Annotated in this window: 15 protein-coding genes and 1 pseudogene; 4 read left to right on the top strand and 12 right to left on the bottom strand. The window is 55.7% G+C overall.

The genetic code is table 11. From position 1 onward, the window contains the following. The first annotated feature begins 99 nt into the window (after window positions 1–99). From ACFOSU_RS13225 to ACFOSU_RS13235, 3 genes are read left to right on the top strand one after another with little or no spacing between them, the layout of a single operon-like run. Complete coding sequence (locus tag ACFOSU_RS13225) at window positions 100–1956, top strand: HAD-IIIC family phosphatase (RefSeq protein ID WP_380690365.1); 1857 nt, start codon at window positions 100–102, stop codon at window positions 1954–1956. Window position 1957: 1 nt separating this feature from the next. Further along, a complete protein-coding gene (locus tag ACFOSU_RS13230; protein ID WP_380690367.1) occupies window positions 1958–2194 on the top strand; it encodes an acyl carrier protein in 237 nt (78 codons plus the stop codon). Next, on the top strand, window positions 2191–2718 hold the full coding sequence (locus ACFOSU_RS13235) for an acyltransferase (RefSeq protein WP_380690369.1): 528 nt from the start codon (window positions 2191–2193) through the stop codon (window positions 2716–2718). The genes ACFOSU_RS13230 and ACFOSU_RS13235 overlap by 4 nt, the downstream gene beginning before the upstream one ends. Before the next feature lie 150 nt (window positions 2719–2868). Here ACFOSU_RS13235 and ACFOSU_RS13240 read toward each other — a convergent pair. The 5 genes and pseudogenes from ACFOSU_RS13240 to ACFOSU_RS13260 all read right to left on the bottom strand — a co-directional run. Continuing rightward, a pseudogene (locus ACFOSU_RS13240) lies at window positions 2869–3954 on the bottom strand (IS3 family transposase); the annotation flags it as partial. Between the two features lie 83 nt (window positions 3955–4037). Further along, complete coding sequence (locus ACFOSU_RS13245) at window positions 4038–5024, bottom strand: lysylphosphatidylglycerol synthase transmembrane domain-containing protein (RefSeq protein WP_380690371.1); 987 nt, start codon at window positions 5022–5024, stop codon at window positions 4038–4040. Between the two features lie 50 nt (window positions 5025–5074). Continuing rightward, on the bottom strand, window positions 5075–7000 hold the full coding sequence (locus ACFOSU_RS13250) for an ArnT family glycosyltransferase (protein WP_380690373.1): 1926 nt from the start codon (window positions 6998–7000) through the stop codon (window positions 5075–5077). Between the two features lie 79 nt (window positions 7001–7079). Next, window positions 7080–8123: a glycosyltransferase gene (locus ACFOSU_RS13255; protein WP_380690375.1), complete on the bottom strand. Its 1044-nt coding sequence runs from the start codon at window positions 8121–8123 to the stop codon at window positions 7080–7082. Between the two features lie 6 nt (window positions 8124–8129). Further along, window positions 8130–9119, bottom strand: a complete 990-nt coding sequence (locus ACFOSU_RS13260) for a glycosyltransferase family 2 protein (protein ID WP_380690377.1) — start codon at window positions 9117–9119, stop codon at window positions 8130–8132. 799 nt (window positions 9120–9918) lie between these two features. On the opposite strand from ACFOSU_RS13260, the gene ACFOSU_RS13265 reads away from it, so the two are divergent. After that, a complete protein-coding gene (locus ACFOSU_RS13265) occupies window positions 9919–11391 on the top strand; it encodes a DUF1593 domain-containing protein (protein WP_380690379.1) in 1473 nt (490 codons plus the stop codon). 423 nt (window positions 11392–11814) lie between these two features. On the opposite strand, the gene ACFOSU_RS13270 is transcribed toward ACFOSU_RS13265, so the two are convergent. The 7 genes from ACFOSU_RS13270 to ACFOSU_RS13300 all read right to left on the bottom strand — a co-directional run bounded on the left by ACFOSU_RS13270 (window position 11815) and on the right by ACFOSU_RS13300 (window position 21906). Beyond that, window positions 11815–12693, bottom strand: a complete 879-nt coding sequence (locus ACFOSU_RS13270; protein WP_380690381.1) for a glycosyltransferase family 2 protein — start codon at window positions 12691–12693, stop codon at window positions 11815–11817. A gap of 702 nt (window positions 12694–13395) precedes the next feature. Then, entirely contained in the window at window positions 13396–14562 is a 1167-nt protein-coding gene (locus tag ACFOSU_RS13275) for a glycosyltransferase (RefSeq protein WP_380690382.1), read from the bottom strand. Window positions 14563–14680: 118 nt separating this feature from the next. Beyond that, window positions 14681–15793 carry a hypothetical protein gene (locus ACFOSU_RS13280; protein ID WP_380690384.1) on the bottom strand — a complete coding sequence of 371 codons (1113 nt, stop codon included), beginning with the start codon at window positions 15791–15793 and terminating at the stop codon, window positions 14681–14683. Then, on the bottom strand, window positions 15790–16707 hold the full coding sequence (locus ACFOSU_RS13285) for a glycosyltransferase family 2 protein (RefSeq protein ID WP_380690386.1): 918 nt from the start codon (window positions 16705–16707) through the stop codon (window positions 15790–15792). The genes ACFOSU_RS13280 and ACFOSU_RS13285 overlap by 4 nt, the downstream gene beginning before the upstream one ends. Window positions 16708–16884: 177 nt before the next feature. Beyond that, window positions 16885–18357, bottom strand: a complete 1473-nt coding sequence (locus ACFOSU_RS13290) for an oligosaccharide flippase family protein (protein ID WP_380690388.1) — start codon at window positions 18355–18357, stop codon at window positions 16885–16887. A 79-nt stretch (window positions 18358–18436) separates the two neighbouring features. Next, window positions 18437–20626, bottom strand: a complete 2190-nt coding sequence (locus tag ACFOSU_RS13295) for a hypothetical protein (protein WP_380690390.1) — start codon at window positions 20624–20626, stop codon at window positions 18437–18439. Next, window positions 20623–21906 (bottom strand): glycosyltransferase, encoded by a 1284-nt coding sequence (locus ACFOSU_RS13300; protein ID WP_380690392.1) that lies wholly within the window; start codon window positions 21904–21906, stop codon window positions 20623–20625. The genes ACFOSU_RS13295 and ACFOSU_RS13300 overlap by 4 nt, the downstream gene beginning before the upstream one ends. Window position 21907 lies beyond the last annotated feature (1 nt).

Below are 21907 nucleotides of genomic sequence, written 5' to 3' on the forward strand. Positions count from 1 at the left end.
AACCGGACCTGGAGCGACTGTGCCTCGCAGGAGTGGCGGCAGACAATTCGTAAGTTCGCCCATCGTGGCGCGCAACGAGAAAGTTACAGGGGGAGGTTAATGCGCGCTACCGACAAGAAAATGGACGCACGAGCCGATCTGAAAGCGTTGCAGGGAGAGCTTGCCGACGGCGAACTGACGACGGCACGAGTCGAACGCAGCTACAAGCGGATTACCAAGACTGGGTTGCCGATTGATCTCAAAGTTGCTTGGCTTGGAAACCACACGTTGGAGCCAGCGCTTCGTCACGCAACGGTTTCTGCATTGATGCATGATGTTGTGCTCCAGAATCACATCGGTGATTACAATCAGCATGTCCAGGCGGTGCTCGATTCACAGTCGGCACTGCGTGCTTATCGCCCGGATGCGATTGTGCTGTCCTTATCGCTGCGTGGCCTGGCACCGCTGCTGATTAGTGGCGGCGCGGGGCTGTCGGCCGCAACACGACAGGCCGAGGCGCAGCGCGTCCTGGATCACGTCAATCACTGGATCGAAGCGGCCAAGGCAAATACGCAGGCAACCTTGATGGTCTGTGATTTTTTGCATCCGCCGTATCCGGCGCTCGGGCTGGCCGACCGGCGTAGCCCAGCTGGCTCGGCATCGCTCGTTGGCTGGCTCAACGACAATCTGGCACTCGCTTATCGCGATGATCCGCGTGTACATGTACTCGATATAGATCTCGCGATCGCGAATGCCGGCCGTGAGGCAAGCTGGAACGCGCGGATGTATCACCTCGCCAAGATTGAATGGAATGGCCCGGGCCTTGGGCTTGCCTCTGAAACCATTGCACGAGCGCTCTGTGCTCTGGCTCGGCCTGCGAAAAAATGCGTGATGCTCGACTTGGACAACACGCTCTGGGGCGGCATCCTTGGCGAAGACGGTATCGGTGGGCTGCAGATCGAAGAAGGCGATCCGTCCGGGGAAGCGTTCCGTGAGTTCCAGCGAGCGCTGCTGGACATCAAGGCGCGTGGCGTAATTCTAGCGCTGGTGAGCAAGAACAACCCAGCAGATGTTGACGAGGCCTTTGCCGCAATTGATATGCCTTTGAGGCGATCCGATTTCGCCGCCTGGCGCGTTAATTGGGAACACAAGCCGCTGAACATCGAGAGTATCGCCGCCGAACTCAATATCGGCGTCGACAGCGTCGTTTTCGTGGACGACAACCCTGCCGAGTGCGAGCTCGTGCGTCAGACGTTGCCGGAGGTCGAAGTCATCCAGCTGCCGCGTGATCCTAGCGATTACCCCGGTCTTTTACTTAAGAGCTGGTATTTCGACAAGCTCACGCTCACCGACGAAGACACACGCAAGACAGAACAGTATCTCGAGAACGCGGCCCGCACAGAGCAACTGCGGAGTGCAACTGATCTATCCACGTATCTCGAAAACCTTGGAACAGCTGTAGAAATCGGGCCAGCCTCGGAGCGCGACCTGGCGCGTTTGCATCAACTGTTTTCCAAGACAAACCAATTCAACTTGACAACCAAGCGTTATACGTCAGGCGAGTTGAAACAGTTCACCGAGTCAGAAGACTGGCTGTTCGAGTGGATTCGCGTGAAGGATAATTTTGGCGATCTCGGGCTGATCGGCACCTATCTGGTCGATCTGACTGGCGAGGTGCCGGAGATTGATAGTTTCGTAATGAGTTGCCGCGCACTCGGGCGCGAAATCGAGACCGCTGCCTGCAATCGAATCAGGCAGTACGTGTCCGAGCATGGCGGTACGCGACTGCTCGCACGGTTTGCGCCTACAGCCAAGAACCGCCCTGCCCACTCGTTCTACGAGTCGCAGGGATTCAATTTGCTAGCCGAGGACGAGATCGGCAACAAACAATACGACATGCGACAGCCCGGCACTCGACTGCGCGAATGTACGGCGTTGAAGATCTCCATTAGAACCATCGACAACGGAACTCCTTGAAATGGACGAGCAACTTCGATCGATAATCGCCGATACGCTGGGCATTGAGCTTACCGACGTTACGCCAGAACTTCGCCGCGGATCGGACGCCGCCGACTGGGACTCTATGGGCCATCTACGCCTGGTGACGGCGGTCGAGGAGGCGTACGACATACGCTTTACAATGACAGAGATCGAACGCATAACGACCGTCGCAGAACTTGACGAAGCTGTGGCGCACCATACTGCGAACCCATGAAGCTCAAGGCCGTAGCACAGCGTTTCTTCGTTCCAGGCGTGGTCGTGACGCTTATCTATTTCGTCCGTTATCGCTGTTTGGTCAGTCCGCGTGCGGAAGTCGAGCTGACGCCAAATCTCGTTATAGGACGTCGCAGCCAGATCAGCTCGTTCGTCAAGATCAAGGCCACAGCCGGCAAACTGGTCATCGGGCACGATGTCGATATTGGCAGTGGCTGCTTCATTGCTGCCGACGCCGGTGGCGTTACCATCGGCAACCACACGATGATCGGTCCAAACGTCATAATCGCCGGAGTGAACTATCGCTACGATCGGCTTGACGTACCAATCGCGCAACAAGGAAAGAGTTCAAAAGGAATTTGTATCGGCGATGACGTCTGGATCGGCGCCGGCGCGGCCATCCTCGACGGCGCGAACATCGGCGATCACTGCATCATTTCGCCAAATTCGGTAGTCAGTGGAACGCTCGAACCCCGCGCTATCGCCCAAGGCGCACCCGCGCGACCTGTTTTCGTTCGGCGCTAGCCTGCTCTGTTGTTATTAGACGGGTCTCACGCAATACCTAAATATTACGAATATGGCCAGGGCTTGACCACGCTGCGCCAACCATCATGCTCGAAGAACTCTGTCAGCCCGCGGTAATCCCCCCATTTTTAACGCGAGTCAAAAGTGGAGCTAAGCGGCCATTGCGAGCTTCTGCTTGGGTGTGATGCCGCCGAGCGCCATGTTCGGGCGTTCGTTGTTGTAAGTCCAGAGCCATTCGGTCGCGGCGTCCTGGACGTTAGCGATCGATTCAAATAGGGTTTGGCTCCAACCAGTCGGTTCGTACGGTTCGGTTGTAGCGCTCGACGTATGCGTTTTGCTGCGGCTTGCCGGGCTGGATGTATTGCAGCGTAATGCCGTGTTTCTCGGCCCAGACCGTCAGCGGACCGCTGACGTACTCCGGCCCATTGTCACAGCGGATCGCCTTCGGTTTCCCGCGCCATTCCATGATCTGCTCCAGGCTGCGGATGACCCGTGCCGAGGGCAGGGATAGATCGACTTCGATCCCCAGGCCTTCCCGGTTGTAATCGTCGATGACGTTGAACCACCGGAAGCCTCGGCCATCACTGAGCTGATCGTGCATGAAATCCATGGACCCGGCGTGGTTGATCGCCTCGGGCTCCGCCAGTTTCTCCGGCACCTCGCGCCGCAAGCGCTTGCGCGGCTTGATCCGTAGATTCAATTCGAGCTCACGATAGATTCGATACACGCGCTTGTGATTCCAGCGAAAGCCCTTGACGTTGCGCAGGTACCAAAAGCACAAGCCAAAGCCCCAACGACAGTGGGTATCGGCCAGACGCATTCACCAATCCGCGATCTCGGCATTTTCATCGGATAATCGGGGCTGGTACCGGTAGCATGTCGCACTGATCGAAAACGCGGCGCAGGCCAGCCGGATACTCAAGCCGTGCTCAGCCACGCTGCGCTGGGCCATCTCGCGGCGGCGAGATGGCCTTACCACTTTTTTGTGAGCGCCTCCTGGACGATCTCGGCCTTGAGGCGTTCTTCGGCATACATATTCTTGAGGCGCCGGTTTTCGTCCTCGAGCTCTTTCATGCGGGCCATGAGCTAGGCGTCCATGCCGCCGTACTTGCTGCGCCACTTGTAGAACGTGGCCGAGCTCATGCCGTGTTCACGACAGAGCTCCGGTACCGGGGTGCCAACTTCGGCTTGTTTCAGGATCGCCAGGATCTGGCTGTCGGTGTAACGGGATTTCTTCGCGGAAACCTCCTCGGTTCAGGGTACGAGAAAATTCCACTTCTGACCCGCGCTCTTTTCTGGGGGCATTACCGAGCCGACGATCAATGCGGCGATCGCTTGATTGTCTCTGTAGCAAGGTCGAGGTCGGCGGAGCGCCCTTTGTCGAACAAAAAGACAAGTCCACCGCCGATCAGGCTTGTCAGTAAAGCGATGAGTCTCAGGGCCAGCGCGACGATCACCGCATGACTGAAGCTGATGCCCAGTTGTTGCGCCGTAAATGCGAATGACCCCTCCTGGACGCCCAGGCCATTTATCGAAATGGGGAGCAAAGCGACCGTGGCGTACGTCGTATCCGCAACGGCGCTTTCTGCCCACAAACCAGGGGCGTGAGCCGCGGCAAACAACAATGCGATTGCCGTGACAGCCAGAATATGGAACAGCAGCGAGACCGCGGCCAGCCTTGCAACACCTTGCTTGTCGCCAAATATCAAGCGTGTGTTGGCCACCAGCGGATCCAATTTTTTCACGCGGCCCAATTTTTTGAACAACGGCCTGAACAACGACAGCCTGAACACAAACGGAAAGATAGCAGCCGCCAGCGGCGGAGCCGCCAACACAAGGGTCAGCAGTCCAAAGCGCGGATCCCGATTCGCCAGATACAGCATCAAGGCGCCGAGCGCTCCGACGACGAACAGTGAAAGCAGGCCCATCACTCGATCGAGCAGCACGGCAGACACAGCACGTGATTTCTGACCGCCTTGAGGCATGGTCCGATACACGCGATAGATATCGCCGCCGATGGCAGAGGGTAGAAAATTGTTCAGGAAAAGTCCGATGAGAAGTATCTTGCTCAACCCAGGGAAACGCCAAGGCAGGCCATGGATCCGCAGCGATATCTGCCATTTCCAAGCAGAGGTGACGACCGTATTGAACATGAAGATGAGCGCGGCCAGAAAAACGAGGTACCGATTGACGCCACGAAGCTCGGTGATCGCACGCGCCCAGTCAACGGTGTAGATCAGGTAGGCGATCAAGCCGACACTCACAAGCAGCTTGATGGCACGTATTATATTTTTAGACATAGCCATTCGGTATCCGATCCGGACTACTACTTGCACTGTAGCCCACGGCTTTCAACTCACTGCGCTCTTTCAATCTTGTAGACACCGATAGCGCCTGCCAGACCGCGATAAACCAGAGTCACAGAGTATCGCTCACTCAATTCGTCTATCGGCGGGCGGACCTCGCCCACAAGCGTTATCAGCCATATATTGCCGTTTGACTTGTCGACTGCATCGAACAGATCGTCGCGACGATAAAGCAAATCGCTGCCACTCCAGCGCTCTCGTCTACCAGCGTCGCACGAGATACCGGCGAACTCTCCCCAACTGTAATTCCAGTACACGTAATCTGTGCGGTCGAGATAGTAAGTGGCTACCGGCTTCGTTGTGACGACCAAATCCTGTGGGCCGGCGTGCCGATTGACGTACTGTGCCGGCGTACGGAAATCCTCGCGGGGATAATAATGGGCAGTAAGCGCCTCGCCGTAAGGCAGCCGATAGTTCCATTTCGTGCTGTCAACGTGAATCAAGTGCGCCCAGCCAAAATCCTCTGTCAGCCCCATCGTCGCTATAACTGTCAATCCAACCACAGCGCTTCGTTTAGGATAGCTTCGGATGGGCCGGACAAGGAGCGTATGAATGACCGTCATCGCGACCAGATACAACAGCGGGAGTAGAAAAAACGTATATCGCGTTCGGATGTACTTCGTATCCACCAGCGACGCCAGCACGACCATGACCACACACACGGCGAGCGTCAGGCGCAGACTGTGTACTCGTTCTTCGTCGCGTCCCAGAACACTCCAGATGACTGCCGCAGCCGCGAGTCCACCTAGCAGCACGGCCAACGTCGGCACGGCAGCAAGCCACGGGGCGAGAGTCGAATCGACCACGTTGGGGTACTTGAATAATACGACAGCAAGCTTGCTCAATTCGCCGCCCGGCTTGAACCCAGGAAACAACGCATACCAACCATGCGTCAACAGTGCATACGCAAACCAGAACACGAAGTTTGAAGCGATTGCCAGTGCCACGATGTACGCACAGCGACGAGATGCACGCCGTATATCAATCCAACCTAGCAACAGCAGCAGGACGAGGCCGAGTACGACACAGCCGAACAGGTTGAAAAGCGACAGAATGACCAGCGCCGTCCAGCCGATACGCTCACGCGCCGCGATGCCGTACGCACGTACCAACGTAACAATTACCGCCAGGGAGAGTCCAAGTAGCAGAAGCGCGCCAACCAACCAGGCTGGATGGGACGACAAGGTCGATAAGAGCAGCGGCGGCATCACGACATGCTCGCCAACAAGATTTATAGGCACATCGCTCGGGAGTGGCGGTACCGCCCCCATGACCCTGAAATTCCACCCGCTATATATATATCCCACAAGCAGAAGCGCGCCGCTGACCGCCATATGACGAAAGCGGCCCGGCGAATCCTTGATTGCGTGCGGCAGAAAATTGACGACCAGTAGGAACAGGCCGCCGGCCCAAGTAAATACGCCGGCCAGCGACAGCAGCCACAACCAACCGAAGGCTGCTGTGTGGCGATCCACGACTACTCGGTGCAAGGCCAAGAGGTAGCAAAGAAAGATCGCCTGAAAAGGCATGTACATTCGCGCAAAACGCGCAAACTCGATCTCCCAGAGCGACAGGCTGAGCAAGCTGACGCATACACAGGCCACTGTAGTGCCTGACAGCCGCTTGCCCAGGAAATACACGGCCGCAAGCGCAACAAAGCTGAAAGCGACCGGCACCAGACGTGCCGCCAACTCGGGGTGTATCCCTCCCCACTCAAGTGGCGCGATCAAGTACTGCAGGAAAATTCCCCGCAGGTAATAGCCGCCGCAATCAAACGCAGGAACGCCATACCGGATGATATTCGCGACCGACTGATTGGTAAGATATTCATCAGTCGCCCACGGCCAGGTCCCCAAGCCACGAAGCCTTGCATACGCACCTAGAGCGATCGCCAGACACATGAATGCCTTGAGCACGCGATGATAATTCACGGCCTGCAATATCTTCCCCCGATGCCAAAGAGCCTTCACTGCCCGCGCATGTATGGCGATGCTCTTAGTTTATGATTTCCTCTATTGTGTATTCTTTAAGTTCTTTGGCGTGCGTAAAGATAATTAACTCTCCGATCAAACCCAGTCCGAAAATCTGAATACCTAGAACAATCAGTAAGGAGCCCGCCAGAATTGCCGGCCTGTCTCCTAGCGGCTCACTGAGAAACAATCGGTCGATCAATAACCAGGTTAAGGTAATCGCTCCGATGAATGCGAGCCCGCTGCCGATAAGACCGAAGAATCGAAGCGGCTTTTTCGTAAACTTGCCGAGAAAGAAAACCGTGAGCAAGTCCAGTAGGCGCCGCAGATATACGCCGGGTCGATAGACCCGCCGATAGCGATCTTTCGACGACTGGGGCAGATCCACTTCTACCACCTTGAAACCCCAGCGCTGAGCCATGATTGGCAGGAAGCGGTGCTGGTCACCGTAGATGAACACCTCTTCGACGACCTGACGTTTGAAACCGCGCACGCCGCAACCCAGATCGTGCAGTTCGAAGCCCGTGATGAACTTCTGCACTCGATAGAATACGCGGGTCTGTAATTGGTTGAAGCCGGAATCTTTTCGCGCGCTTCTCCGCCCTACGACCATATCGTGCTGTTCCAGCGCATCGACTACTCGGGTCATTGCCCCGGGTTCGACCTGATAATAGGCAGGTAACGTCAGCAGCAACGGGCCGTCGGAATTGGCAAATCCCGCACTGAGTGCGGTCGCCTCGCCGAACGAGCGCGCGAAACGGATGATCTTAATGGGTTCGCCTTCGTCCAGTAATGCCTTGAGCGTCGAAAGCACTTCGGCATACTGACCGTCGAGAACATAGATGATCTCGTAAGAGCAATTCGTTCCATCCAGATCAGCCTTGTAGGCTTCGTATAGTTCTTTGACGTCGTCGTATCGTTCGCTTATCGGTATCACGACCGACAAATCGACAACTGGCGCCACTCTTCTTTCGTCGATCGAGTCATCGGTACTCTCTGACGCCCGTCGATATAACGAGTGGGGATAGAGTTGTTCCGGGCGCCGATTATTCTGGGAGGCAAGTGACATTGCTTATCAACTCCTTAGTTTACGACGGTCGTTCCCGTGGGCTCGCGGTTGGGTGGCGGTAATCATGGCCAGCTCGTGCAGCCTCAGATTGCCGGTCCTGTAGATCATTTCGCACATGACCCCGCCGAGGATGGCGAAGATCGCTGCAGATCCGAATAAGAACGCGACTCCAGCCGCGACCAGGGAATAGCCGGACTCGAAGAACGCGTCGCGGATGCAGATGACAGTTGCGAAGAAACTGATTGCAATCGACGGCCAGGCCAGTGCGCTGAACCACACCAACGGTCTTTCTGCGAAAGAGGCCACGGTCTTTACAACAAAGAGATCGATCAAGACCTTGTATATTCTCAAAAGCCCGTATTTGGACACACCAAAACGCCTTGCGTGATGACGCACCTTCATCTGGGTGACCCGTGCACCAGTGACCGATGCCATGGCCGGAATAAAGCGATGCATGTCGGAATACAACGGCACACTCTGGATCACATCGCGCCGATAGGCTTTCAGCGAACAACCATTATCCTTGATCGGTATTCCAGTCACCTTTCCGATCAGCCAATTGGCGATTAGTGAGGGTACTTTCCTTGTCAGCCAGCGGTCATCTCGCTTATGGCGCCATCCCACCACGATGTCGTAACCTTCATCGAGTCTGTCAATCAGGGACTTGATATCATCTGGATCGTTCTGTAGATCCCCGTCCATCGTGACCAGATAGTTTCCACGAGCCTGGTCTATGCCGGCGACCATTGCTGGAGTCTGGCCGTAGTTTCTTCGCAGCTTGACAATACGCAAGCGGTCATCGCTAGCAGCCAAGTCTGCAGCCACCTCGAATGTTTTGTCACGGCTACCGTCGTCGACAAAAATCAGTTCGTATTCGGCCCCTATAGCTCCAACAGCGCTAGTGAGTGCGGTATACAACAAACCGACATTTTCTTCTTCGTTGTGCAACGGCACGATTACCGAAAGCACGACGATGACTTTTTGCTCTGCTGACACGGCCGCTATCCCCCAAGCTGATACAGGAGTTGTGCAGCTGCTACACCGGCGGAAGTGCGATCGACAGATTTCGCCCCTTCACTCACCTGGCATGCAGACCCTCGACTGCTAATCCGAGAAGCAAAATTCGAGCCTACTATGTATAAACAAGCGGTTACATATTTTTTCGTGCGCGCAGTCTTAGTTTTGTAAGATTATCCGATACTTCTTCACGCTTTGTGTGAGAAGAACGCGTTGTGGTCGGCCAGCGGTTCGCGAATTGCCTTACCGCTATGGATTGAAATCACCAACCGTAGCTGAAAGTTCGTAGATAAACGGTCACTACTCAGAGGGAGTCCTAGCGCCGACCAGCCTTCATGATTTCACGCCGTCCCGCACAAGTCGATACTTGATTAGTTACCAATCCTAGCTGGCGCGGCCTTGGCGATCGACCCGAAGTCGATTAGCTATTAGAGGGACGCGCAAATCAGCGTGGTGCTATCGAACGCGCAACCTGTTGACGCGCGATGTGCATTTAAGTCGTTTGCACGCCTGATTAAAGAGGCCGTATGTGAGCCCAATCTAGGCGCGCGCGCATTACTGTTTTTCGATCGATGAAAGCATAGTTACTCCTCAGTCGCGTGTTGTATTTATCACACGTCTTATAGCCTGGACAGCTTCCGTCGGGTTATAACAGCGGAAAGAAGCAGCCGCATTCTTGTGGCGGTTGAGTAGACAACCGTTTATGCGATAGACAATTCAGTCTCTCTCTCGAGCAGTTCTCCCGATGTACTACAACTGTCTATCGCTGAGGCACCTAATGTTTCGATTCAAACCATCAAGTCGGCCGATTTTGATCGCGATCGTTGCCCTGCTGGCCTGCGGAGGTTGCGCGCGTGAGGGCTGGGCGACCGAACGCTCGCCTAGTCAGCACTACGCTGAAGAGCTTGTCAATGATGCGAGTAGCCAGCCCGCATCTAAGCCGCGAATCATCGTCTTGACGGATATGACCAGCATCACCCCCGGCGTGCGCGAACCCGACGACTCCCAGTCGATGATTCGGCTGATGCTTTATGCAAATGAGTTTGATATCGAGGGGCTAATTGCCTCATCCGGGCTGCAACACGGACATGTCGTGAGGCCCGAGATCATCCGCAAAATCGTGAACGCCTATGGAGAAGTCCAGCCCAACCTCCTACTACACGACGAGGATTATCCGAGCGCTGACAGCTTGCGCAACGTCATCAAAAGCGGGCAACCCAATGCCGGTGAAGACGTGCCGGTGTATGAGAGCATCGGCGAGCGAAAAGATACCGAGGGATCGGATTGGATTATTCAAATGGTCGACAAGCCGGACGATCGACCGGTATGGATCGTCATATGGGGCGGTCCTGCCGACCTGGCTCAGGCGTTGTGGAAGGTCCGAAAGCTACGTAGCCAGCAAGATTTTAGAACTTTCGTGAACAAGATACGAGTCATAGCAGGCGGCGACCAGGACTCGACCGCCGCCTGGATCAAATCAAGGTTCCCCGAATTATTCTACGTGACTCGCAGCGAGGGCGGCCGCGGCATGTACCGAGGCGGGGACACTTCATTAGTGAGCTCACAATGGATTCAAGATAACATCAGAGGACACGGCGCTTTAGGCGATATCTATCCGGATTACCGCGGCGGAGACACCTACAGCCATAAGATTGGAAAAGTACGCGGGATCAAGGGCGGCGACTCGTGTACCTACATGGGACTTATTTCAAACGGGCTGAACATACCCGCCCATCTAACTTGGACGAATTGGGGCGGGCGCCTCATACCTGAGCCCAAAAACGCCACCCGATATAGCGACGCCGTCGACCATGTCGGCACCTATACAAGCGACATGTCGCCGCACTGGGCTACAGTTTATCGATGGAGACCGCATTTTCAGGCCGACTACGCAGCCCGCTTTGACTGGGCCGTAAACTCCTACGACAAGGCCAACCATGCTCCGACCAAAGAGAGCGGCACACAACGAATAGTCAGGCGCGTGAGCGCTGGCGAAAAAATCAATCTGCGTAGCGGCACGTGGCGCGATCCAGACGGCAACAATCTCTCCTACCACTGGCAGGTTCTCAGAGAGGAAACAGCGACGCCAACGGACCGTGCCGTCGAAAACAGCCATTCCGATATGGCGCAACTCACCCTGCCCGAGGTGAGGGGTTCGGAATCAATTCACGTGCTTCTAACGGTTACAGACGATGGCCGCCCCGCGTTAAATTCATATCAACGCTTCAACCTCATCGTTCTTCCACAATAGTGAATTACGTCGGTCGATGATTAAACAGCGATCCAGATGAGCGTCGCGTGGACGGATCTCGGCCAGCGTCGCCATTGGTGCGGCGTCAATCAGACCCTTCGTCGATATGCTGCAGCATCACCACACTGGCATTTTCGACGACGCTGACCGCCCCATGACGACTGCACGACTTTACGGGAGCCATGTCGCCAGTGAGCTTGTTCTCAACACCTCGCGCGTAGACTACTAGATACGACCTATTTTAAAGCGATCGCGGTACCTGAGCCGCCTTTCGGGCGCTACTACCTAAGCCGATAATGGCTCAAACCATGTCGCAGCAGCTTTACAATTATTTTAGCGATAAGCCCGACGATACACTTATTTAAGACAATTCTCACTTCGCCTATATGCAAGCCGATTTATATTTTTATAAAATACATTGCTCTACTCATCCGGAGCGTTCGAGCGGGCACTCAATCTAATTCCATTTACAAATCCTTTCCAATTGTAAAACTCAGACAGACGCTTGAGTTTCAAGGCGTGATTTGTCGAGACTTTAGCCCCTTGAGCACGGATCCATAGAGAAGCCAATTTTCTCCACATCCAGCGCGGTGGCTTACCTGGCTGACGATCGCCGTGAAGAATACCTTGAGTCAACGCGTTTCGATACTCTCGATGCAAAACCCATATCTGCGTATAGCACTCAGGCGCAACATTATGGGTCACGATCGCCTCTGGCGCGTAGATTGGAGTGCAGCCAACAGCGGTGAGACGCTGTTGCATGACCAATTCATGGCCCGTCGGATTCGAGGCTGTACCAGGAACAGACGAACCAGGACCGAAGCGAAAATCGAATCCACCGGCCCGTATTATATCTTCCGAATATGCACAAAAATTTGCACCAAGAAATAAAGGATTGGATATTTCGTTAAATTCTTTTGTCGACGGTTCCCAGCCTCTCGCGCTTGCAGGCAGATACGGTTCTATCCAACTTGGCGGAGTTTTACTCGTTCGGACGCGCAGCGCGCCACCAAAGAAATGACCTAGTCCAAATTCTTTTGTTATTTTTGAATAACTCGCCAAAAGATATTTATCTACTATCACGTCGTCGTCAAGAAAGACTATGACGCCAGTTTGCAAATGGTCGACCAACCACTGTCGGCTTCTTGCTACACCAGCGTCGAGCAGTGCCACCCGTTTTAGCGGAAGTGATTGCAAGATCGATTCTGATAAGTCGAGATTTAACGTGCTGGTGCCGTTTTCAATAAGCCATATGGCGGCTAACTCCTCGGGAAAATCGGTATTCGCAAGACTATCCAGCATCGCAATAGTGGCGGCACCTGGTCTATAGGTTGTTATGCAAACGTGCATTTCTTTTGATTACTCATAGCGAATGATAGTTTAATTCGATTTCCGATCATAAAAAACAGTCTTATGAGCTGTGAGATGAGCGCCTAAAAGCATCTCCGCTACTAAGAATACGGCCTGAAGGATGATTTAACGTATCGCAATTCTTTATTAGAACGTATTCTCGTTTAGCGTAGGCAGCCATGGCAGCAGGTAAGTCATCACGACAACGGCTTCGTAACGTGTTGTCACTCTGTCAAAGCGACAAGCCAGAGCACTTTACTGTTTCAATCAAGCAAACACGCTTTCCGCCAAATGTCGATCACTATAGGCGCATCGGTCTAAATTATGATTGCCGTGAATCGAGTTGCGTTTTCGTGGAACTATGTACTGGCTGCCTCGTGTTTCGATCTGGGCTCGGATGCGCAAGCTTGTCGTATCCCTTATCATCCACGATCACATGCACCTCTGAGGCGGACCCAATTACTTGGACAGCCCTGCAACGATTGTTAGCGAACTGGCCACAACACGATGGCACTTGGCGACCCTTACATACAGCGACATCCTTAGCGATTACTCGCCTCAGTCGCGTCGTTACAAAAAAATTCGGCCATTGACCACTAAGCGTCCTCCCCCTGCATTCAGCGTAAGAGCATCAACAGCGTCCTCCCCCTTCATTCAGCGTAAGAGCATCAACAAGGAAGCACTCAGACGGATCGAACTGGAGATATCCTGCCGCTTAATGCTGCGGACTAGCGACCAATACATGCCCTTCGAAGCGTGTTTACACAGCGGCATCGCCGTCCCGCTGTTCCGCTCGATTTGGCGAAGCCCACGAGCTATTGGGCGCGCTTTTTTTACGAGGTACTGATGTTGGAAATTTGTTGCACTGACCAATGATGCCAATATTCTCGCTTGCTGATCTGACTGCAATTGCGGCTCCTTACAAATACGCTGCAGGTCCTCCAGACCTTCTGTAAAGAGCCCGTGCGCGAACATAATCCGAAATCGTGTGACTAAGGCTTTGCAGCGCTCCTCCGCTGATAGATCGGATTTGTTCAAACATTCTGCGGAAGGCAAATATTCCGAGAGCGTCAGTTCGTTGCGATAGCCACGGATTATCCTTTGATCGTAACGATGCCAAACCTCAAAGCGCCGCTCTACGCTGTGCCGGTCTCGAGCGGGCCCGCGGGCTCCGGCATGATTACGCATGACAAAGGTTGGGCTGCCAACGTCTAATGCAGGAACGCAGTACGCCAGCCGCAGCATCATGTCGTAGTCTTGACCGCGAAGCAGTTCCTTATCAAAACCGCCCAACGTTCTCACAACGTCGGCGCGTATCAACATCCCCTGCAGATAAGTCAGGAACTGGTCGCCCCATTCCAGCGTCCTGATGAAGATTTCTCCGTCGCTAGCACTCTGCGGCCGCGTCACGGGCTGCCACTTCGCTGGATCGTCGATGCGCTGGCCGGCCTTTTCTGCAAAGACGAGATGCGGACTGTAGCTGTAAGCGTTGTTCGGCCCGTCGCTAAGAACCTCGATGTGCATGGCCAATGCGTCGGGCAGCATGAAGTCGTCATCGTCGAAGAAACAGACATGTGAGCTTGTCACATGATCCATGCCGTGGTTCAGGGCTACCGACTTGCCGCTATTGACCTGACGAACATAGAGCACGCTCTCGTAGCGACCAACCACCGCTTCTGTGTCGTCTTCCGAACCGTCGTCTATGACAATGATCTGGTCAGCCGGCCTGCTTTGCGCCAGCAGGCTGTCCAGACACTCCTGCAGATAGGTACAGCGATTGAATGTTGAAATCAACACACTGATCGAATGCACTTTACTCACAACGTCGTATCCGGCAACGAGAACTGAGTAGCACAGCTACAAATATCGTCGACCGAGCTCAGCCAAACTTTAACCGCACCGCTGGATAGAAAAAAATTGGCCGACGTCGTTGATCTGTTCATCGTATTGTCCGACCATGAAGTGCGAACTTTTCAGCAAGCGCGGACTCGGCGCGATCGGCGGCGATCGCGGCCCGGGCCTGCGTTTGCTCCTCGCTCAGGTCGATGCTCAAGTGGCCTGAACGCACCGATTGAATGATGGCCGCGAAATCGCCGGCGTTCCCGGCAACCAGACCAAAGACCCCGTACCGGCTCTCCCAGTCATCGGTGACCGCGGTCCGCGTTGTCAGTACCGGAATATCGAAAGCAATCGCGTCCAGCAATGTGCCGCTAGCGGCCCAGCTGTAGCGCAGCCCATCGAGCGGAAGACATATAAGATCGGTCTTCTCCAACGCGTGGTCAAAGGCGGCGCGCTTGAGCTTGCCGTCGCTGGGTGGCACTGAAAACAGCCAGTCGTCGGCCGACGAATAATGATCAGCTCTTTCGCCGATCACCTGAAAGTCGAATACGTCCCCGTGTGCCCTGGCAATATCGGCAAATATATTGAAACCTTTGATGGCAAACGTGCCACCAATGAAGCTGATCGATTGTCGCTCCGGCCTACCGGAGCCACGTTCTGCAGGCCGCGGCGCGTGACTAGGTAGCGGATGAGGAAACACGGCCGTTGCCTGCCGCCGTCCGGCGATGGTTCGCAGACGCTGCTCTATGGCGTATTCCAGAACAACCAAACGCATGTTGGAAGGAAAGCCTCTGGCAATAGTGCCAAACATATCCTTACGGCGCACGAGCGGATTGCGCGAACGCCAATGTGCCGGCTCAGCGAGCTCACTGTGCATGAACGCATCAAAGGACACATCCGAGCGTCGAATCGCAATGGCACGCAGCGCCCGGAGCTGCTCCGCGCTGCAGCCAGACACCACTACGCTGTCCGGCTTCTCGCGACGGATTAGCTCGGCGATCAGATGGCCGTAGTGCATCCCGACATCCTCATCCAGACTGTCTACGCGCACGGCCTCCATTCCATCTTCCTCCATTAGAGCCGCGATATGCGACCCGGCGGCGGACATGACTATCTCATCGCCGGGATAGGCAAGCCGGAGGACGCGCAGAAGCGCCGAGTTGAACGGCACGTGCGACCCTCCACGCACAATGGTGTCGACGACCAGGATCACGCTCTGATGCCCTTCCTGTGGCGCCGGGGCAACGCCACAGCAACGGATGCGAGCACCTTGACGAATTCACCGAAGCCAAGACTTCGGCGCAGACGCCGGCTGTTACTTACGAGCCTGCGCGGCGATAGCCGATCGACGAGAAATACCTGTTGCGAAAGCCGATAACGAAATCTTCGCAGCGTGCGGACCGTATTTTTAGCAGCGACCGTCGACGTTGGCTCACTGTCAATTATGGCGGCTAGTACGCCGATGTTGTCGAGAATAAGCGCGCTTTCGTTGTCTGATCTAGTCAGGCTGCCCTGTCGCTCATGGACAACGGTCAGTGCACGGTCGATGTATCCGATCCTTTTCGCCCTGATGATGGCACGCCAGAACAGGGAGTAGTCTTCAGAAGTGCGCTCGGTGCCGAATAGTAGCCCGGTCCTGTTCAGAAAGCTGTGAGCGATCGACACGGTCGACGTCTTCATTGTAAAGCCCGAGCAGAGATAATCTCTCTGCACCATGCTGCCGGCCCGAAAGGCGCTGTCCAGGATTTCGCCGGACGGCATGACATAGACCCGGTCCGTATGCACGAATTCGACCGATGCGTCATCCGCGATAATAAGGTCAAGCTCCGTAAGTTTATCCGGTGCCCACTCGTCATCGGCATCGAGAAAAGAGACCCAATCGGCTGTGACCAACTCCAAGGCTCGATTGCGGGCAGTACCCGCGCCCGAATTAGTGATGGACTCCAGGACGACAGATACATCGTGCTCGGCAGACCAATCGTTGACTACTTGGACAGTATTGTCATTCGAACCATCGTCGATGACGATGATCTGGTCCGCGGAGAGCGTTTGCAGGCGCACTGACTCAAGCGCCCGGACGATGAATGCCCCGGCGTTATAGGTCGGAATGACAACAGCGTGCTTCATCTCGGTAACAGGCTATCCAGTGTTGATTTGTCAAAAAATATGGGCAACTGTCAGCAGTGTCCGAACAAGATCCGATCAATCCGGCTCGCGAGAGCTGCTTCGGCCAGACAGAGCGACCGATCCAGCGTCACTTAGCTAGTGTGGGACGACAGGCACAAGATCCGAAGTCTAGCGGGCTCAACCTGACTCGCTGCTGGACGAAGGGCGGAACACCCGATTCTTCGCGACTGTCCAGGCGTTGACTAGTTCCCCTCGCATTGGATGACCGCTGAAGACGATACCGACGATCCAGCCGACAGCGGCGAGTACGAGCGAAAGCAGAAGCGGCAGCCAGAGCGAATCGTCGGACGGCGGCACTAATGCCACTATGGATAAGGGGCCAATCAACGCGACGATTGTTGTAATTGCACTTCTAGCCAGCGACCGACCAAGGCCCGACCACGTGACGCTAGAATACTTGATTATCGGCCAATGAAACCCGAAGAAAACAATCGTCACGGTAAGAATATTTACGGCAGCTACAGCGAGCAGGCTGTAATAGGCAGCTGCAACCGTGAGGCCTATACGGAGGAGCTGCACACTTATCATAATTTTTGTCACAACCGAGACACGACCGGCCGCGACCAAAAACTCTGGGGCATCAGAGTTGAGCGAACCGATTATGCTGGCGAGCGCGAACACTTGCAGGATCGGTATGGCAGCGTCCCATTGATCTCCAAACATGATGCGCATGATGGGAAACGCCAGCAGCGCAGCGAAACCCATGAACGGCCAGCTGATCGCACTGGTGAATTCCTTGGACGTTAAATAGCGTTTTCCTGGATCACCCGCCTCCCGGAAATCCTTGGCGTAACTAGGGAAGGTCACCGTCTTGATCGCCGCCATAATATTCTGATCGAACATGTTCACCAGGCCCTTGCCCCGACTGAACAGACCCACGGCGGCGAAGTCGAGGACACGACCGATCACGAAATCAGGCGTGCTGGCCGCAACACGCTTCACGATGTCGGTGGTGGTGCGTTGAACGCCGAAATTTGCGACGTCGCGCCAATGGCTGAGACTCAGGCCACGAATACGATAAGCATGACCGATGGTGATCGATGCCAGTACAAGCACGATCATACTGGCGACAGATGCTAGGCCCAGACCGAGATAGCCAAAGCCGAGATAGGCCAAGCCTACCGTAAAGGCGCTCTGGGTAAACTGCTGCAGTACGTTGATGCGATAGATGAGATGAAACTGCATCGAACGTTTCATCATCGAATAGACCGTCGTGCCGAACGGCATAAGGAAGAAGTTGATACAGAATATCTGGAGCAACAGCGCCAACCCAGGTTCTCTGTAGAACTCAGCGATATAACTCGACGAGAGATAGACGACGATACCAAGCGACCAAGAGATGATTACGTTGATCGCAAACGCAGTCTGCGCGAGTCCATCCTTGAGTTCATATGCTTGAACGATATAGTCGGACACGCCAAAATCGCGCAGCGAGTGGATCAGGCCGACAAATGCCATGCCGAGCGAGAACACGCCAACCTGAGCCGGTGTGAGCAACCTGCTCACAATCATGATCGTGGGCACGCTCAGCAAAAGATTCGTGTACCGCTGCGCAAACGAGAACGCGAGCGACCTGCGGACCGAAAGCATCGGCCCGGGTTTCTTTGCACGAGACTTCACAGCAACACAAAAATATACTGAAACGAAGCCAATTCTTCGCGTTCGTTGGTCATTGACTCGGCACCACGGCGAACTGCGGCGAGTCCGAATAGTCTGTCCTAGTATTGCGGCTCGTGAAGACGGACCACGCCTTGGCAGCGTTCGGGTTATCGGACGTCGCGGCTGCGGCAAGCCCTATCTGGAAATTGGCGACGAAGCCCGTCGCCGACTTCGGATAGCCCACCATTGTGCCCGGAGGGTAGTTGAATTTGCTCCGACTGCCCCTGCTGCGGATAGCGGCGTTGACCTCACCCGCATCGCAACCCACAGTCGCCATCTTCGGAAACGATTTCTCGTAGACCTCGCGGAAACTGCCATAGAACGGCGCTTTCTGATTGTCGCGGATTCCGATCTTGTAGGCAGATGCCTGCTCCCAGCAGTATCCCGGGGCGGTCATCTGGCCAATCTGAAAACGGCTCACCCAGTCGCGAAACCTGTCAGCCTCGGCAAAGCCCTGATCGGCCAGGTTACCGACCGCCCAGGTGAAGAACGACTGTTGCCATGTTGCGATGCCCGCGCGGTCGTGCCCATGCATTGAGTAGATGACCGCGTGATAATTGGATATCGCGCCGAGCGTGTTGGCTTTAGGGTTATCGGTGTAGTGCTTGTTGTACCAGGTGATGTTGTTGGCAACGGCCTGATTGAAGTATTTCTTGTGAGAATCGTCGTCGGGTAGCAGATATGCAGCGTCCCCGAGCGTGCGCAGAATCCATGCCTGGCCACGAACCTGCGTACGGTTTATCGTACCGTCGGCGTATCCGCGATAGTCCGGATTCTGCTGCAGAATCGTCCAATTGGCCCAGAACGCCATTTCAGTCGCGTAGTACCAATCGCCGGTCGCCATATAGGCGGCGTAGGCAGGCGCGGGATGGTGCGCGGCTTCTGCCTTGAGCGGTGTCTTGCAGTTGGCTTTTCCGCGACAGTACGGGAGTCGGTCATCCTTGTGTGGCGGCGCCTTGCAGTTTTTTTGACGTGCGGGCCAGAGCGTAGTGGCACAAGGGTGATCCTCCAACGATAGCGGGAGGCCGGTGTTCTTGTCGCGGTAGTGCACGTTGTAGGCACCCAGCGCGTCGCTATTGGCCAGCATCCAACGATACAGTCGATAATCGGTGTCGATGACGTAGGCGCTACTCCAGCGCGGCAACGGCCCGATCTGAGCCTGCGCGCCCGTGATCTCCATATGCTTGGATATGTCACACGACTTCATCGGCGCACACTCCTGACGGACCTTGTTCGCCAGACCACGTGAAATGTTGATTTTCTCGTAGCTGGGCACCGCCGGCGTCGACTGCAAATAGGCCGGATCCAATGCGGCATACAAGGGGGTCGATGTGCTGTCTCCCCACCACAGCACGTGATGCCAGCGCCCCTGCAGGTAGTGTGTCAATTTGCCCGTATCGAACACCGGAGCCCCAGGCACCGACAGTGTTGCCTCGTAGGTGAGGTTCGTCGGGTTATTGGCATACGCCCAGTCGTTTTCTGTAACCACATCAACGCGGACCCGCGATACAGGCGACGGGCCGTAGGCTCGCACAGCAAAGTAGGTATTCAAGTGAGGCTCCGATGAGCCATTGCCACCCTGTGGCGGCGCACCGACGATCCATTCGGATACCAGCGGGCCCGAAAGCCATTGCTGACAAAACACTTCGGCATCCGCACAGCCGCCTGACCCCGCCACGCGTTTCAGTAACGACCGCGCATCCTGCGTGAGGTTATCTCCGTCCATCCGTGCAGCAAATGTCGCGTTGAATGCGGTTTTGAGCACGTCGTCAATCGAGATTCCCGCGGCCGCCGGCGACGGCGCTGTATCGCGCACCAGCGCCAGCCGCTGGTTATTGGCCGTGCACGGAGCTTCCACGGTAATCACCGCATGCCGAGCGGAACCATCCGCGTTACGCGCCTTGATATCCACCTGTGTCGGCAAACGCCGTCCATCATATTCGGCGCGCAGAGATTTTCCGCGCGCAAGATCACCCACGCGAAAAGGCTGCCCGAATGTAACAGGAGCAGTCTGGCATTTGGCCCCATCCAAGCGCTGGAGGCGCACCGTGGTAACAGTATTGGCCGGCAGCGGCGCCGCGGCGGCCAACGCTCGGTGAGGCGCTAATGCAGTATTGCAGCCGGCCACCGTAAAGCCCACCAGAAGCGTCGCGACAACGCGACTCATGACGCAATTCGGAAGTCTGATGATTGATTTCATGTTGAATGCTCCACTACCGAATCCAGCAATCCGGCGAGTCTCTCGGTACAAGCGCGGCGGGTATAACGCGCTAAAGCAGCATCATCGATTGGCGGTGCCTGCGCCGCTCGAATACGGTCGATAAAGACTCCGAGCTTATCGGCAATTTCACCTGCATCGTCAATCGTCGCGCGCTCGGATCCACCAATCTCAGCGAGCAAACCTGCCGTGTCACCGTTTTCGTCGGTCAACGCAAAGACAGGCCGGCCGATACGCAGATACTCGAAGACCTTAGCCGGAATCTGGGCGTTGAATTCAGGCCCTTGAAACAGCAACAGACCATGCGCCGCGCCCTGCTCTGCGAGCGCCTCCTGATACGCGATCGGCGGCGCCAAATCCACCAGATCGGCCACGCCGAGTGAATCAAGCCGCGATTGATACTCGGCCTCGGAGCCACTCGCACGCAACGTCACGTGCAGACGATCTGAATCGATGTGCCCAGCGGCTTTCAACGTGGCCAACGCACGAAAGAAAGGCTCGGGATTGCGGCCTTGCGGATACAGCAGACCGCTATGCACCAGCCTTAGGCATTCCGTCATCGTTGGTGTATCGGGGCACGGCATGCGCCCCAGCGCCTGTTCCTCAAATCCGTTGGGAATGACATGCAGCTTGCCGGCTGTCGCAAGCTCGGGATAGCGCCTGGCGTAGAGCGCCCGCGCACCAGGCGTCGTGAACACCGCCGCCGTCGCCCGGGACAAAGTGCGCTTCTCCATCAACGACATGGCCGACCGCTGCACCGTCGCGCCCGCCGGCACCACCGGATCACGAAAATCGGCAACCCATGGCAGCCCCGTGATCCGCGCCAGTGTCAACGCAATCAGATGCGTCGTCCCGATGGGATATGTCGACCAGATCACACGGATACCATACTGACGGATCAGTTTGAGCCCGCGCGCTACCGCCGTCAGCCACCATGAAACCCAGCGATCGGGTGTCGCCGAGAGCCCGAGATATCTGCCTCGCCAAGCCAAATGGCGGCTTGCATCTATTGCAGGCGTTCGATATACCGGCAGATCATCCGGTACATCGTCTATGCCCTGCGGATCGACGCGCGCATAGGCTCGGGGGGAAGGCGCGAGCACCACCGGCCGCCAACCCAGACCAGGGAGATGACGTGCAAAACCCAGCGTCCGAAGTCGCCCCGTAGACGAGGCATCGGGGGGGAAGTGAAACGCGACGAGCAACACGCCCGGGCCTTCTTCAACGCCGAATCGTGCCGCCGGCTTTGGCTCACTCGTCACT

The sequence above is a fragment of the Salinisphaera aquimarina genome (assembly GCF_042643355.1).
GTDB classification, from domain to species: domain Bacteria; phylum Pseudomonadota; class Gammaproteobacteria; order Nevskiales; family Salinisphaeraceae; genus Salinisphaera; species Salinisphaera aquimarina.